Annotated in this window: 10 protein-coding genes and 4 pseudogenes; 3 read left to right on the top strand and 11 right to left on the bottom strand. The window is 32.6% G+C overall.

Translation table 11 applies throughout. The features are described 5' to 3' along the window. Nucleotides 1–17: 17 nt before the first annotated feature. The 5 genes and pseudogenes from JFU18_RS29340 to JFU18_RS29315 all read right to left on the bottom strand — a co-directional run bounded on the left by JFU18_RS29340 (nt 18) and on the right by JFU18_RS29315 (nt 2,531). Entirely contained in the window at nt 18–1,031 is a 1,014-nt protein-coding gene (locus JFU18_RS29340) for an SMI1/KNR4 family protein (RefSeq protein WP_242483564.1), read from the bottom strand. Between the two features lie 223 nt (nt 1,032–1,254). Beyond that, nucleotides 1,255–1,542, bottom strand: coding sequence for a hypothetical protein (locus tag JFU18_RS29330; RefSeq protein ID WP_078177177.1), 288 nt, complete (start codon nt 1,540–1,542; stop codon nt 1,255–1,257). Between the two features lie 57 nt (nt 1,543–1,599). Beyond that, nucleotides 1,600–1,743 (bottom strand): annotated as a pseudogene (locus JFU18_RS29325) (YrhA family protein); the annotation flags it as partial. Nucleotides 1,744–1,881: 138 nt separating this feature from the next. Next, nucleotides 1,882–1,982: pseudogene (locus tag JFU18_RS29320) on the bottom strand (hypothetical protein); the annotation flags it as partial. Between the two features lie 36 nt (nt 1,983–2,018). Then, entirely contained in the window at nt 2,019–2,531 is a 513-nt protein-coding gene (locus JFU18_RS29315; protein WP_201033470.1) for a protein kinase, read from the bottom strand. Nucleotides 2,532–2,701: 170 nt separating this feature from the next. Between JFU18_RS29315 and JFU18_RS29310 the strand changes: the two are divergent. Next, nucleotides 2,702–2,863, top strand: a pseudogene (locus tag JFU18_RS29310) (acyltransferase family protein); the annotation flags it as partial. A 596-nt stretch (nt 2,864–3,459) separates the two neighbouring features. On the opposite strand, the gene JFU18_RS29305 reads toward JFU18_RS29310, so the two are convergent. The 4 genes and pseudogenes from JFU18_RS29305 to JFU18_RS29295 form a co-directional block, all read right to left on the bottom strand. Then, the gene (locus tag JFU18_RS29305) at nt 3,460–4,566 is read right to left on the bottom strand and encodes a hypothetical protein (protein WP_201033471.1); all 1,107 of its coding nucleotides are present in this window, start codon (nt 4,564–4,566) and stop codon (nt 3,460–3,462) included. A 596-nt stretch (nt 4,567–5,162) separates the two neighbouring features. Further along, nucleotides 5,163–5,660 (bottom strand): DM13 domain-containing protein, encoded by a 498-nt coding sequence (locus JFU18_RS29300; RefSeq protein ID WP_201035033.1) that lies wholly within the window; start codon nt 5,658–5,660, stop codon nt 5,163–5,165. 76 nt (nt 5,661–5,736) lie between these two features. Beyond that, a pseudogene (locus JFU18_RS30155) lies at nt 5,737–5,886 on the bottom strand (sensor histidine kinase); the annotation flags it as partial. A gap of 156 nt (nt 5,887–6,042) precedes the next feature. Beyond that, nucleotides 6,043–8,448, bottom strand: coding sequence for a PAS domain S-box protein (locus JFU18_RS29295; protein ID WP_201035034.1), 2,406 nt, complete (start codon nt 8,446–8,448; stop codon nt 6,043–6,045). Between the two features lie 2,062 nt (nt 8,449–10,510). On the opposite strand from JFU18_RS29295, the gene JFU18_RS29290 reads away from it, so the two are divergent. Next, on the top strand, nt 10,511–11,248 hold the full coding sequence (locus JFU18_RS29290) for a terminase gpP N-terminus-related DNA-binding protein (protein ID WP_002204183.1): 738 nt from the start codon (nt 10,511–10,513) through the stop codon (nt 11,246–11,248). 35 nt (nt 11,249–11,283) lie between these two features. On the opposite strand, the gene JFU18_RS29285 is transcribed toward JFU18_RS29290, so the two are convergent. After that, nucleotides 11,284–12,738: an FtsZ/tubulin family protein gene (locus JFU18_RS29285; RefSeq protein ID WP_033728762.1), complete on the bottom strand. Its 1,455-nt coding sequence runs from the start codon at nt 12,736–12,738 to the stop codon at nt 11,284–11,286. A gap of 20 nt (nt 12,739–12,758) precedes the next feature. Next, nucleotides 12,759–13,175, bottom strand: a complete 417-nt coding sequence (locus tag JFU18_RS29280) for a hypothetical protein (protein WP_002106934.1) — start codon at nt 13,173–13,175, stop codon at nt 12,759–12,761. A 1,327-nt stretch (nt 13,176–14,502) separates the two neighbouring features. On the opposite strand from JFU18_RS29280, the gene JFU18_RS29275 reads away from it, so the two are divergent. Continuing rightward, nucleotides 14,503–15,009, top strand: a complete 507-nt coding sequence (locus JFU18_RS29275; RefSeq protein ID WP_201033546.1) for a hypothetical protein — start codon at nt 14,503–14,505, stop codon at nt 15,007–15,009. The last annotated feature ends 118 nt before the right edge of the window (nt 15,010–15,127 follow it).

The following is a 15,127-nucleotide window of genomic DNA, read 5'->3' as shown; positions in this document are numbered from 1 at the left end:
CCCTTAAGGGGTATTTTTTATGCTGCAGGTTCTGTTGGAGCTGGTTGAAAAGGAGTTACTTTCCCGCCATCCATTTCACCATTCATCATGAATTGATTCATAAATTCACCAATCATTTTTTGCAACTCATCCATTGGAACAATGTTCTTTTCAGAAGTATCGAATGTGAATTTGATTGGTTTATCGATAGATTTGATATCAGAATGAATATTCATATCAAATTTAAATGTTTCTTTTTCATCTTTAGGATTTTTTGCTTCGAAATGAATTGCTGCATCCTGTTTTTTAATTATTTTTCCATCCATTGTATAAATTAAAGAAACAGAAGATTTACCAAGGTTTGCACCTTCCAATTCTTTCTTAAAGTCTGCAATTTCTTGTTTTGTTCCAGTGAAGTTTTTCATTGTAGACATTTCATCAAATACCTTTTCAATCACTGCTTTTAAATCTTTACCTGTTAATTTCACAGTATATACATCTTTTTCTTTTGTAAAGTTGTCTTCAGGAAGCGCTTTGATTGCATCTAATAACGATTTCTGTACTTTCTCTTGGATTTTCGTAGATTCTTTTGTATCTACTTCTCCTAAATCTTTCATATCCATTTTGATAACTTTTCCTTCTAGAGTAGAAAAACTATCACCAGGAATGCCAGCTAATTGTAATAGTGATTTTACATTATTCGCTTTTACATATAAAGCCTTTTTCCCTTCATCCATAAGCATTGGAATCGATATATCCATTTTCATTGCATCTGTTTTAATATTTGCACCAATTGCCAATGAATTTGGTATATACTTTTGAATATTATGTGCTTCATTTATCTCTATACAGTCAGCTGGACCCCAAATGCGTATATATATTTCATTATTCACATTAAATTCTGCATTAGTACTATGTTGAATTACCTCTAAATAATCAAAAGGTACATCTATTGAGGAAAAGTTTTTTAATTCTTGAATGGCTTCTTTAGTTGCTGGCGGCTCCTGGGTTTCTAATACAAAAATCTCATTTAATTTTTTTAGTATATGCATTAAAAATCAACCCTTTCATATTTCCCTTTCAATTTATCAAGCATTTTATACTATTATTTTAAAGTTTCTTTGAAAAATACAGCTTCTTCAAAAGATTAACAGAAAAACAGCCTACTCTTCGTATAAAAGTCGGCTTCTTTCTTATAGTTCGAGTTCTCCCATACGAAGAAGCTCAACTACTGCTTGTGAATGTCCTTTAACCACTAGCAAAAGATCATAGTTCTTATCTCCAACGCCATGCAATTGTTGTATCTTCCATATGAATAGCAGGAATATCAATTCCCAAATACTGTTTCTCACTCTCATCAAAAACAGACCAATTTTCGTCATCCAGAAATTCAGGGTCAATACTTTCAAAGTTAAACGCACTATCTTCGTTTACCATCTCGCGAAAATATTTTTGAAACGTTTTGCTATTCTCATATAAACGGATTGTTCCATACATCCATGGCATATCTACAAAAACATCTTTAATTTCACCTATCTCAATATCTTTAAAATACAACTTCATATTTGCACCTTCTTATTCATGAATTTCAAAGATATCTATCTTGAATATCTCACCATATTAAAGGAGGGTTATTTTTAATGCTTCCTCAAGCATTGTATTACAATCATTATAGATTTTCTTCACTGTACCCGATGGCTTATCCAATTCTAAATAAGTACCATCCGATAAGTTTTTACAAAACCACGCAATAATGGATTTTCCCCTTTCTTCATATCTTCTATCTCAAAATTTGAGATACCTACTTTTTTAAGTTCAAGAACCTTTTCCCGCTTCAAAGGTTCACTTCAAAATATAAACAGAAAAATAACCGACCTTTTATACAAAAGTCGGCTTTATCTATTATAACTCAAGTTCTCCCATACGAAGAAGTTCAACAACTGCTTGTGAACGTCCTTTAACCCTAGCTTTTGCATTGTATTATTAATATGATTACGGACAAGCCTTCTTGTTACTAAATAATGTTTCTTCAATTCTTGTTATCTAACCCACTCATTTTTCATTACTTTAAAATACAGCTTTTCAAATCCCCTAAAATACTTACTGTAAACGCCTAACGTTTCAATATATGTATTAATAACCTCGCTTAAATCAAAATGAACACCATCTTTAGCTAAGTAATAGCTATCATCCAGACTATATAAATCAAAATATTTAGCTTCCCAATACAACCCCCTGTTAACTAAAAGTCTGGTGGTACATTTAATTGATTCTTCAATCGTCAGTTCTTGTTTTTTTAGTTTTTTATGGATGACGGAAAGAGTTAATTTAACAGTGTATTCTTCATCAACTGTGCTACTAAACTCAAATAACTTCCCTTTAATATCATCTATCTTTGCGTTAGACATTAAGGATATCTCAATTATTTCATATGGCGGACTGTCACTTGCTTCAATCAATTTATCACACCATTGAATTACTTCAGCTTTACTCCACAACCCACAACAAATCCCTAAGCCATAAATACGAGTTAATTTTCGAATTAAATCCAAAGTTTCTCACCTGCAATTTCTCATATACTTTTTTGTTTAATTTTAACAGATTATTATTCATTCTGTAATTTATATATAATAAAGAACAAATCATCCATTATGAGTGCTTAACTTTTCTATCTTCAAAAACAAAGTCATCATCTTCATTAATACTTTCAATAACAACGTAGAAGTTAAAAGAAGCAGCATCAACTTACAAAAATGTGGTGTTAGTCGATTGGCATTCAGCAAGTGCCGGAAATACGGCATACTTTGAACCGGATGGCATACATTTAACGAAAGCCGGTGCAGAAGCATATGCTGCCCTTGTAGCAAAAGAAGTAAATCAATAGGGCGTACGGAAACGATTCTGATTATGAGGGGCTACTCTGGAAAAATATCCTCCAAGATAAGATAAATATAAACAAGAAACCTACCTATCTACGGATAAGTTTTTAGGTTCTGTTGCAAAGTTTTTGAAAATTTGAAGAGTACGGGTAAACTTTGTAAAATACTATACTATTGTGGGATCTGGTGCAAAAATGTTAATTAGAAATATATAAAAAAGCGCTTGGCTGCTTGTTTATCTCCTGATTTACTTAGATAAAATCAATTGTATTAGCCTCTGAATCTACTGCACGATATACGTGTGGATTTGAAATAAAGTTTAATCGTTTATTTGTTCTGTTATAATTTTAAGAGTAAATTATTCATCCATTAATTTACACCATCCATATCTGCAGTTATGGAAACCCTAATTACACATAAAAAGAGAGAAGAACATTGGTGGGTTCTTCTCTTTTTGTTTATTTTTTTAATATTACTATCCATCCGGTTTGTGCTTTTTCTTTTTATCTTCAAAATTAGGTAATAAAAGATTTTTGTTTTCCTGTAACTCAGTATTTAACCTGCTGTTCAAGGACAGTATGCTCCCGCACTGATTAAAGTTTCACTTTATAACCTGTTTGCAATATTTACACGTACCACGCCTCCGATAATAGTAAGCAATCGTAGCACCAAACAGAGCCACTCCCCAAATTGGCCATAATAACTCTGGACCTTCCAATGCCCATCCCCTATGATCTAGACCCCCTTTATTAATAACCCCCTGGATGTACATCAAACCTGCTGAAGTAACCATAATGGAAACCAGTGAAGCAGGAATAATCGCTAATGAAAGAGGTACACGCCTACCAGCAATAAATGGAAACCATTGCGGATAAATTTCTCCCCAGGGCTGAATAAGCCCTAACGTAAGAATTGTCCCTCCGAGAGCTACGGTAGCCAAGGACGCACCCATTAACCAAATTCCAGGTGAATCACGTTCAAAAGATTCAAGTAGTTCTTTGGTAGTTCCCAGTGGAATGCCCATCGCCCAACACCATCTTGTTATGGAATAACAGATAGGAATTATAATGGCAATGTAAGTGCACCATTTCCCCCAAGATGCTGCTGAGGATTGTGATGTCCATTTAGAGGGATTACTATTTCGGCCACAATACGGACAAGCATTTCGTGTTTGGCGTTGATATACTAAAGCAGTTGCACTCCATAGAAATGCTCCTAGCATACTAATATATTGATTTACAATCGTCCAGTACATCATCTGCTCAAAAAATTTCACTCCATGCGGAAAATCAAATGGTGCTCCAATCAAAAAGATAAATCCATATGCTGCTGACGCCAAGACACGGTAGTCAATAACTGCAAATAATAGAATTGCTACTAACATATACACAAACATAAGTAATACTATTCGTAAAAGTCCCTTGCCCCAGCCACGAATCATCATGACAGCTACAATGACTCCCATTAATCCAAATCCAACCATTATAGGTGCACCGGTTTCAGGCCTCAGACCAGCTAGCATTGAGTATTCAGATTGTGGATCTCCGATTCCAAATGGAAAACCCTTTCCTCCCAAGGCCCAATACTGACCTAATATCAAATACATCAACGACCAAACAACCGCCGTATACCCAATCCATTTGGGCCATAATGATAACCATCTAAAAGTATGAATTCCGGTTTCGCTTTTTTTCTCAGTATTTGACATCGTGAATGAACAACTCCTTTTATTAAAAAGTAATAATGCTAAAACCTTCTACAATATTTACACTGTCCTCGCCTTCTTTGATAGTAAGCGATAGTCGTTAGCCCAAATGCTATTCCCCATGGAAGCCAAAATAGTGAAGGCCCTAAATCTCCCCATTTTTGGATAAGTGCCAATGTCAGAATGGCACCGCATATAGGTAATTCACTGATACCAATTTGATAGCAAAAAATTCCGCTTTTCAGTCCTATCTTTCAATGTACCTTGTGAATAGTGATCATTCGGCCGTCGTATATGATTTAATTAAAAAAATCATATTCTTCAACTCCCCAGTGTATATTGATGAATAAGTTCATATTATGATAAGAAAGTTAATTTGAAACGGACCTCCAGAACTGTTTATAAACAGTTCTGGAGGTCCGTTTAGAAAAGAAATTCCATAATCACAGTTGTAAGGTAACAAACTGGAAATATTGAGCAATAAAAATACCAATTCCGCATAATGGAATTGGTATGAAAAATCTTCTAATCTATATTAATTACCTTCTTTCTCTATAGAATTATACTTGTGTTACACAAACTCACTTTTATGTTCATATTTATTTTTTAAAATAAACAGCACCAAAGTTTTCATTAAATCTCTTACACCAAATAGAAACTAAACCATATACACTTACATCTACCCCTTCAGGAATTTCGTAGTTTTGGTCTCCTTTATTTCCCTTTAATTTTCCCAATTCAATATACGGATAGTTTTTCACGTCTTCATTATTTTTCAAACGATTCGTAGGAACTAATACAACTCGCACATCCGGCCCATTAGATGTTGCAAAATTAGAAAGTCTTAAAACACGTTTTCCATCTGCTAATTGATGAATTTTTGCCGTTCCAGTTGTTTCATGGACACCGTTTTGAAACTGTCCTTCACTTATTACTCGATCACTTTGTTGCTTTGCTTCAATTGATTGTACCTCTTTTTGTGGCAATGCTTCATTCACGTGCTTATCAATAAATAATTTCTCTGGTCGGAACAATGACCATAAAATCCCCATTACAATTATCAAACCACCTATAAACCAGACATATTTTCTTTTCATAAAGTAAAAAACCTCCTGTAACATACTGTTTAGTAGTATGTTAGCAAGAAGGTCTTTCACTTTTATAACATAAATGTTACAAAAGTCTTTCAGCCGTCCTATTTTTTTCTGATACGATGGGAAGCGTAATCCAAAATTGACTTCCCTGCTTGCCGTCTGCGCGATCCCTCACAACACGTTCTTCCTTGTGCATTTCAATCAATAATTCTGCAATATCTAATCCAAGTTCAGGAGACTACTTGCAAGAGTCTTAGAATTTTTGTATCAAAACCATGAACAGTATAGTAGGAGCTATTCAGGAAACTAAAAAAGAGCAGTTATTGACACTCCCACCCCTAAAGGGGATGGGCTTTCCCGTTCGGAAAATCTGTAAAGAAAGGTATTACTTTTGAATTGTACAAATAGGGAGAGTAACTTCAACTGTTGTTCCTTTATTTACTTCACTCTCAATAAATACCTTTCCTTGATGTGTTTCGATAATTTTATAACAGACCATTAATCCTAAGCCAATCCCCTCTTCCTTAATACTGTAAAAAGGTTCTCCTAGATATGGTATACGTTCTTTTGGAATCCCACACCCTTGATCTATAAAGCGAATGCTTATTTGATCATTATCAAATTTATCAATTTGAATCAAAATTCCTCCTCCCGTTGGCATGGATTCAATTGCATTTTTTAAAATATTAACAAATACTTGTTTTAATTGATTTCCCTCACATGGAATCAATGGAATACCAGGTGTAAAATCGATTCTAATTTGTATATTATTCATCATTGCTTGAGGTTGCAGTAGCATTAAAACTTGATCCATTAGCACACTAATATCATTAGGTTGTATCTTTACCACCTGTGGTTTAGCTACCGTCATAAATTCATTTGTAATACTTTCTATACGCTCAATCTCTGATGATACTATATTTATATACCCCTGATTATTCTCATTTTCTGTTGATTTTAGTAATTGCATAAACCCTTTCATTGCGGTTAATGGATTATTAATTTCATGAGCCATTGCAGTCGCTAATTGTCCTACAACAGCAAGTTTTTCAGATTTCCGTAGTAACTCTTCTGTTTTTAACCGTTCAGTGATATCACGAGAGATACTTAAGAAAACTTTTTTGCCATTCAAGTTAAAAATACGGACACTAAACTCGGTTGTTATTGTTTTTCCGGTTGGAAAAATATGTTCATCTTGCAAAGTGAAAGAAGTCTGTCCCTCTCTAATTTTTTCTAACAACTGTATGATAATTGGAGAATCTTGTGGTACATTATTGGGAAATGGCATCGAGAGAAGCTCTTCTCTACTATATCCAAATCTGTTACATCCAACAGGATTTACCTCAATAAATCGACTTGGAAATTGATCCTCATTCAACTCTACAACATATACTGCATCAGTTGCTTGTTCAATTAGTGCACGATATTTCATTTCACTATCTCTTAATTGTTGATGTAATCGTTGCCGTTCTCTTTCTGCTTGTTTTCTTTCGGAAATGTCCCTACATATTGCAGATAAAGCTATCACATTTCCCCTTACATCTAGAATAGGTGAAACTGTCAGACTGACATCAAGAAGGCTTCCATCGTTACGTTGTCTAACTGTTTCTAATCTCGTAACTACAGATTCTCCAGTTAGAATTTTCTGTATATTTCCGAGTGATTCATCCATTAAGAAATCAGGCACACAAGGTAATCTTTTACCTATGATTTCGTGTGATGACCAACCAAATATCTTTTCATAAGCTTTATTAGCTTGTAAAATATGTCCCTCCCGATCAGATATGGTAATCGCATCTACATTATGTTTTATAAATGATTCCAGTAATTCTTTAGTTGCCCTTAATTCTGATTCTACCTTTTTCCTTTCGGTTATATCGACTGTAGAACCAACAACTTCAATAACTTGTCCATTTCGTTTAATCGGTCTAAGCGCAATAAGAATAATAGTTTTATCATTCGGCCAGGGTAATTCAAATATAATTTCTTTCCCTTCCCACGCCTGAAGATAATACTTCATTAATTGTGGAACTAAATGGGGAGGAATAATAGAAGCATCAATAGTACGTAAGCTTTTTCCTACCACCCGTTCAGAATAAATTCCGTTTTGATAATAAAACTGTCCATCACACAAAGTGTGTATAAAATGTTTATCCGTTTTTTTGAATTTAAAGATACCCCCTTGAAGCTCATGTACGGTATCTTTGAGTTCTTGCTTCGATTTTTTTAATTTTTGATTCGTTTTAGATAAGTCCTGTGTTAAGTAATATAATCTTTGGTAAGCTTCCATAAGAAAAACACCAATTAAAAGTCCTAAAGCTATAAATACTAATCCTGGAGTGTAAAGCACTGTAGTAATAAAGAATACACCTACTAACCACTTCATACCCACAAAAACAGAAAAGTATAGAGGTGCACTTTTAAATGGATGAAGGCTTTTGAAATAAGTTTTAAAAATAGTAAATAGAATACCCATACCGAAATAAGCCATCACAGGTGGTTCCCAATACCCACCAATGTAAAAGATGCGCATTATAATAATACTAATTAATGTAATCCAACCAGCAATGCGACCAAAGTAAATAAAAGAAAGGATAAGAGGAACAGCCCGGAGATCGTAGGAAAATCCCATGTACGGAAACGAAAAGAACATCAAAGTAACTGCGATGATCCCTCCATAGAATTTTTCAAAATATCGCCTGGAATGAATCGTAAACACTTGAATAAATATTGCTGCGCTAACAAGTAAAGAAAAAATAGAAAGATTGATGAAATAGTCTTTAATAATCATGTAATGTCCCTCCTTGCATTAAGTATATTCGACAAAAAAGCAGAAAATCCTACAAATAGTATAAACGGTTCAGGTGCAAAAACTTCAAAATACATGTAAGTAATCTTTAAATCTTGGACATACTGATACTATTACTCTAAAAAGCTGTACAATCGGTATAAATATTGAAGAATTAGTACTTCATACAAAGAAATTCCCCCTAAAGGATATTGACACGAGATTAACATATTGCAAAATCGAATTGAAATACAGACAAGAAATGAGATTAACATATCAACAAACATTAACATGTTGACATTAGGAAGCATTAAAATGTTAACCTCATGTCAACTCCCCTTACTATTAATGATGACTAGAAACTAACAATACATCGATAAATCATAGGTTTACTAGAATGAGAATTGAAATACAAAAATCCAAAGCATTTAAAAACCCTCAATATATAAAGAAACATTCTTTATATATTGATAAGAGAATTTCGAGCGGAAGATTAATAGAACATATAGACTGTAAAGTAAAATTACATCCAGTGTATCTGATTGTATTTAATAAAGTAATATCAGAATTACTTTGTAACATGCAACTTAGAGATTCCCGATTTACCATTAGATGCATAATTGAAGATTTAGTACTTCATATAAAGATATTCTTCTCATGGAGTATCGATATGACATTAACATTTCGCGAAGTAGGATCTAAATACATACCGAGAATGGGATTGACACATCAACAGACATTAACATGTTAATCCTCAGAGAATAAAAAATATCAATGTTATGTTAACTATCATTGGTTTTAATAAAGACAAGACATTAACAACAGATCTATAAAACTACAACTTTATTAGGATGAGAATTAAAATGCGAAAATCCACACTAGTTAAGAACCATGTTTTATAAATCGCTAGAAATTCCGCGCTGAAAATTATTAAAAAATGCAGACTATCAAGCAAATTACTGTCCATTATAGTGAATTCATATCAATAGAATACTATCTTAATTTGAGAAAAATTACTTTGTAATATAAGCTTTAGAAGTTTTAAATCCACTCTTGGGTATGTAATTGAAGGAACAATGTTTTAAGTATTGACATAAGATTGACATTCTACAGAAACAGGTCCGTATACGTACTAGAAATGTGATTGACATATCAAGAAACATTAACATGTTAATACTTAGAACAACACAATTGTTAATCTTATATCAACCATACTTAATTCTATCAATGACAAGACATTAACAAAACATTGATTGATGTAGATCCTTATTAGTAGCGCTATTAATATACCAGGTTCACAACGATTGAATATTATTTACAATTAATAAAGGCCGCATAGATCCTATTAGTAAAAGCTTTTTCTTTGTGATTTACACTTACAAAATAATCATTGAAGCTAATCAACAAAGCGAATAGTACTTTATAGTGTTTCAAACGACTAACAACCAATAAATTAACTATCCTATACAGTCATCTAATTAGAATTTAACGTTCATAGAGACCTATAATAGTTATTATCGAAAATTGCTTTACTAGTCTTGGGATCAGTTAAAAAGAGACACTGCCTCTATTAGTCAAACAGATATCCGTTCTATACTCTCAAGTGTTATGAATGAAACAGGCTCATACTGCAATTATTAGTAATATGGACTCTTTTTATCATATTTATACCTATTATTTTTGAAAGTTCAATGCTATATCCTCATAATTTATTTACAAATCGGTTATATTTACTTATCATTAATATTAAGTGAATAAAAATGTCAATCTCATAGCAACAATTTATAAGGATATAGGGGGCAAAGTTACCTAATTAATCCTATATAACATTGATGCATTTTAAGTCCCAGTTAACAAAACATTATCATTTAGCGGGAATAAACCACACTTTGTTAATGTGCTGTTAACACTTTGAATGTAACATATTAATGTTATCTTTCATGTTAATACTAGATAAGGAAGGGATTCCTATTAATATCGTCGAAAAACACTTAACATATCAATCTCACATTTCATGTTAATGTCATTTATCAGCACAATTACATACTGTTAAGGAGGTAATATTATGATTAAGCAGGAAAATCAATCAGAACAAACCATGGTAGATGATGAGAACTCATTACACGAAGACGCTTTTGAAAAAGCCTGGCGAATAACAGAGTTTTCTAAGTTAGTAGGTAGACACCATAATACTGTTTATAATTGGTTCAATACGTTAGAAGAGAAGGGATTGCACGGGACACTTAGAACCAATAATACAAATGAAAAGCTATATAATTCATTGGATTTAAATATAGCTCTTTTCATAAAACAGAAAAGGGATGAAAAGTGGTCTTTAGATGCCATAATCGAACTTTTGCCGCATCAATTCGAACTAAGGCCAGTATCTCCTGAAAACCACTCTAATGAAGTATTATCTCAAATTGATTTTCAAGACGCAGCTGAGACAATTGAAAAATTGGTGGAACAAAAAGTTCAAGCACATTTACAAAACATCGAAATACAATTCCAAGAGAAATTTGAAAATGTATTAAAAGCATTGCCTCAACCTGAAGATCCAATTGCTATGAAAGAACGTCAAAGACAAGAGAGACTTGATAACATAATAATTGAACATAGAGCTCGTAAAGAGTTAAGAAGACAAGCTGAAAAACTCTGGAATGAAAAGCCTGAGGAAGAGCGTGTGAAAAAAGTTGGTTGGTTTAAAAAAGAGGAAGATCTAGCAAAAAAACACCTTTTTATAGAGAATTATTTAAACGAAAATATGATAGAGTATATGAAATCTATTATGACATCAGAATAAAAAAGAGGCCCGGGATATTCCCAGACCTCTTTTTTTTATTTTGATGTACCAAACATTTTGTCTGGATCCATAAATGCAGCTAATTCTTCATCATTCTCAGCATCTGCTGATGGTTCCTCATTACTAGTTCCCATATCGATGTAATCACCAAAATTAATACTGAAATCATCGTCTTGATCTTGCATTTCAATTGTACTAATTTGAGATTTTTTAAACTGAATTTGACTTTGCTTCTCTTTAAATTCATTGAATTCTTCAACTAAACCTTTAGACAAACGGGACGGTAATGCATCAGTTTTATAGAACGTATACACACTGCCCATAAAATCATTTTTACTAATTAAATACCCATTAAATACCGTACCGTTGATTGGTAATGTATTCGTAACTTCTACTTTTGCATCATCCATAAATGAATCATCAATATTCTTTTGTTCGTCTAGAATTGCAAGCATTCCAAAATGATGCACCTTAGAAGCCTCCAACTCACCATCATCGTTCTTTTTCATTAATTCTATAGGAGGGTGGAAAGAGCTTCCTTTCAACGATTCTGAGAACATATCTACTATTTCTTTACTATTTTCAATTTGATTCATATTGCGAGAAATTTTATTAATAACTAGACAGCCAGTTTTCTCTAATAAAATACGTTTAAAGTCCTGAGAATCTAAAATAACAGATGTTCCTGCGCCATTAGAAGCTGTATTTAATTCATGGATGATTTCACCAATGCGCTGATTAGCATAGTCTCGTGAATTAGCAATACCTTTTTTCTCATTTTCGTTTAATCCTTTAAATTCATCATAGAAATGTTGGTTATCCGCGAAAACAACGAATGCAACACCTTTTGCTGGTTCATTTGCTAACTTCCAAATCTCTTGAGAGAATTTATTTACTTGTCTTAGTACATCAGGCCCATCGGCTCTTACAGGGAGTGTCACAACAATACCCATTTTAATAAAATCTTTACGCTCAATTGCATTATTGAATGCAATTCTTGCATACTTTTGTTGATTTGCTATTAATTCCTCTCTAGAAATTTTCATTGCCATACTTTTAAGTTCTTCAGCGATTATAGGTTTATTATGAAAAGCCGAGAATTCTTCAATTGCTTTAATGATTGTAGAAGTACCTGTTCCACCGCCTAATCCAGCAAAAAATAGTACCAATTCATCTGTTGGTCTTACACGCTCTGTGATGAATTCTTTTAACTTTTCTTTCGCTTCATCATTTGATTCTAGTACTTTTACAGCACGTTCTGGATTCTTCCCTAGTCCGCCTAATTTTAGTGATACTTGGTTACTTTTAGGCACATTTTTTAATTCTGCTAAATCACCATCGTTACTATTTAAAGCAAGACAGTTGTACACAGATGTTCCATCCGTATGCTTATATTCAGCAAATTTATCTACCATTCTAGTTCCAGCTTGACCAAAACCAACCATTGTCATTTTTACTGCTACTTCGTTTTTCAGAAAGTTCTTCGCCATTATTTTATCTCTCCTTTTTCTTATTTATTGGTTTGTTTACGTCTTCCTAGTTCAATTAACACCTGCTGTCCTCTAATTGTTGAGATTAAAAATTTATAAGGATGCATAATCTTTTCAGTTATTAATGACATTGAAGATAATGTACTAACACTTACTTCAGCTGATCTTCTTGATATATTGGTTCGTTCAACCTCTAATGAATACGATTTTCCCTTTAATTTCTTAACTCTCCTATCAATTACAACATTACCTACTATTTCATTTATTGAGATACCCCTCATATATTTCGTCTCTTGGTATTGTTTATTTACCTCAGATCCTATGTAATGAAATACATTATAAAGTATTTCGTCTTCTTCAAGAATGTCTGCAAACATGTTCACAACTTCATCAGGAAATTTAATTACTTTATACTTTTCGCTCAATACCTCGTTCAAGTTGCCTCCCCCTTAAAACGTTGGTTAATTATTCCTACGAATATATTACATTATTATAAAGCGTATATCAAGTCATTATATGCAGCACTTACATATAAAGCGTATAAGTCTTAAGTTAGGCCGAAATGTTGATATATAAACATAAATATATACGACGTATATGTACGATGTATATTGTATATATCAATTATAGGTTTCATGTAATTAACAATACCGTCTATAAAACTACAAATTCATTATTTAATTTGACATTCTTTTGAATAATCCTTTATAAAAAATATCAAACTACAAACATTTTAAGTAAAAAAACTTCACAAAGTATTCATACGCTTTATTTATAAGCTGTATTTATAAGCCCTTTCTATAAGATGTATATATAAACCTTTAAAAACAAAGGTTTTGTAGTTCCTATATCAATTTCATATTAACATATTTAACACGTTTTCTTTATACACAGCTTATATATAAGCTTTATATGTAAACTGTGCATGTAAAGGGTGTATATAATATTAAAAATCATTGCTTTTTTCATATCAAATGGTTTGATATGAACTTACTAATTTAATAAAGAGATCTTCCTATTCATTTTTCTTTATTTACGTTTTTTCTACCCTTTATATCTATTGATAAAGGCGATTTGTCAATGTCATGTTATAAGTTCACTTCTCTGTTATTAACTCACATAATTGCAAATTCAGTATCTCTAGTGTTAGGTTCTAGACATTCACTTGTTAATCTCATATGTACACCATCTTTATAATTAACATGTAGAGTCATAATATTAATAAATTCAACTAAATTTATTATATTTTTATTTAAATATAGATTTTCTAATTGAATTATATATATTACTGTAATACAGCTACTAACTTAACAAAGCAATAGATACACCAAATGGCGATTAGTTCTGTTCAAGAAATTGGACCTGTTGTTTATTCTGGCAAGAAAGAGGAAGGGGGGATTGCTGACAAAATGGAAAGTAGCTCAGGATACATTAGAAAGTGAAGAAATGTTGTCGCTTTTAAATAAAGTCACGGTGTTTATAAAAAAGTTGCGATGTTTTGCCCCTTTGGATCTGTTTATCTAAAGGGGTGTTTTTATAGTGAAAAGAATGTCTGAATTGAAAGGAGGATTAAAGAACTGTTGAGTAGCAATAAAGTTACTCCACTAAAGGGCCATATTCTCGAATAACACATTTGAAGGAAATTATTATAGATGAAGCTATTGAGAAAGCTTTAACTCAAATTAACTGGTATTTTATCCTAAGTAAAATGATACAATGTCAAAAAAACATCGAGCAAAGGGGAAGAGAAAAATGAGGTTTTGTATGGACTTTGGTGATACGAATTTTATTGGCGTAGCGAACACTAATAAATACGAATCATTTGTAGATGAAGATTGGGAGTTAGATAATCTCTTGCAACATTTTGGAGACGAGATGAAGCAAGGGCATATTTTAGTTTTTCAAATGACTGAGGAAGGAATTGAACATTCTTGGAGAGTAGAGGTTAGAAAAGGTACAGAAGAAATAACTCATAAATGCTTTAGGAAAGCAATAGGGTATATAGAAGTAACGGAAAATCAACTATATTTAGTGGATTATGACTGCCTTACAATGGCTGCTCAGTTTCAAAATCACAAATTACCTGATCAAAATTGTTCCAAATATAAGATTGAAATAGAAAATGGCTTATATAAGGTTGAGGTGGTTCAATATTATAATGTAGATGAAGATGAATATGTAGGAGCAAGCGAAACGGATATTTTGTTAAATTTCATAAAGGTATCGGCCAGTGACCCAATAGCTGAAAGGGTATTTTGGTGTGCATATTAAGTTGATAAGAGGGGACGATACCCCTTTTTGTTGAATTAACGGGATAGCTTTAGCAAAATAACTAAGGTGTCATTTTTGCATTTTCCATTATTCCGCAATCGGGCGCGATTATGGAGCA

This window comes from Bacillus sp. TH22, assembly GCF_016651015.1.
Taxonomy (GTDB): domain Bacteria; phylum Bacillota; class Bacilli; order Bacillales; family Bacillaceae_G; genus Bacillus_A; species Bacillus_A mycoides.
The sequence above is the reverse complement of the archived record's forward strand: the minus strand, read 5'-3'. Positions and strand labels throughout refer to the sequence as shown.

Excerpts from the sequence above, each read along its gene's own strand:
- JFU18_RS29340 (WP_242483564.1), bottom strand. The coding sequence starts at position 1,031 with ATGCATATACTAAAAAAATTAAATGAGATTTTTGTATTAGAAACCCAG.
- JFU18_RS29330 (WP_078177177.1), bottom strand. The coding sequence starts at position 1,542 with ATGAAGTTGTATTTTAAAGATATTGAGATAGGTGAAATTAAAGATGTT.
- JFU18_RS29305 (WP_201033471.1), bottom strand. The coding sequence starts at position 4,566 with ATGTCAAATACTGAGAAAAAAAGCGAAACCGGAATTCATACTTTTAGA.
- JFU18_RS29300 (WP_201035033.1), bottom strand. The coding sequence starts at position 5,660 with ATGAAAAGAAAATATGTCTGGTTTATAGGTGGTTTGATAATTGTAATG.
- JFU18_RS29295 (WP_201035034.1), bottom strand. The coding sequence starts at position 8,448 with ATGATTATTAAAGACTATTTCATCAATCTTTCTATTTTTTCTTTACTT.
- JFU18_RS29290 (WP_002204183.1), top strand. The coding sequence starts at position 10,511 with ATGATTAAGCAGGAAAATCAATCAGAACAAACCATGGTAGATGATGAG.
- JFU18_RS29285 (WP_033728762.1), bottom strand. The coding sequence starts at position 12,738 with ATGGCGAAGAACTTTCTGAAAAACGAAGTAGCAGTAAAAATGACAATG.
- JFU18_RS29275 (WP_201033546.1), top strand. The coding sequence starts at position 14,503 with ATGGACTTTGGTGATACGAATTTTATTGGCGTAGCGAACACTAATAAA.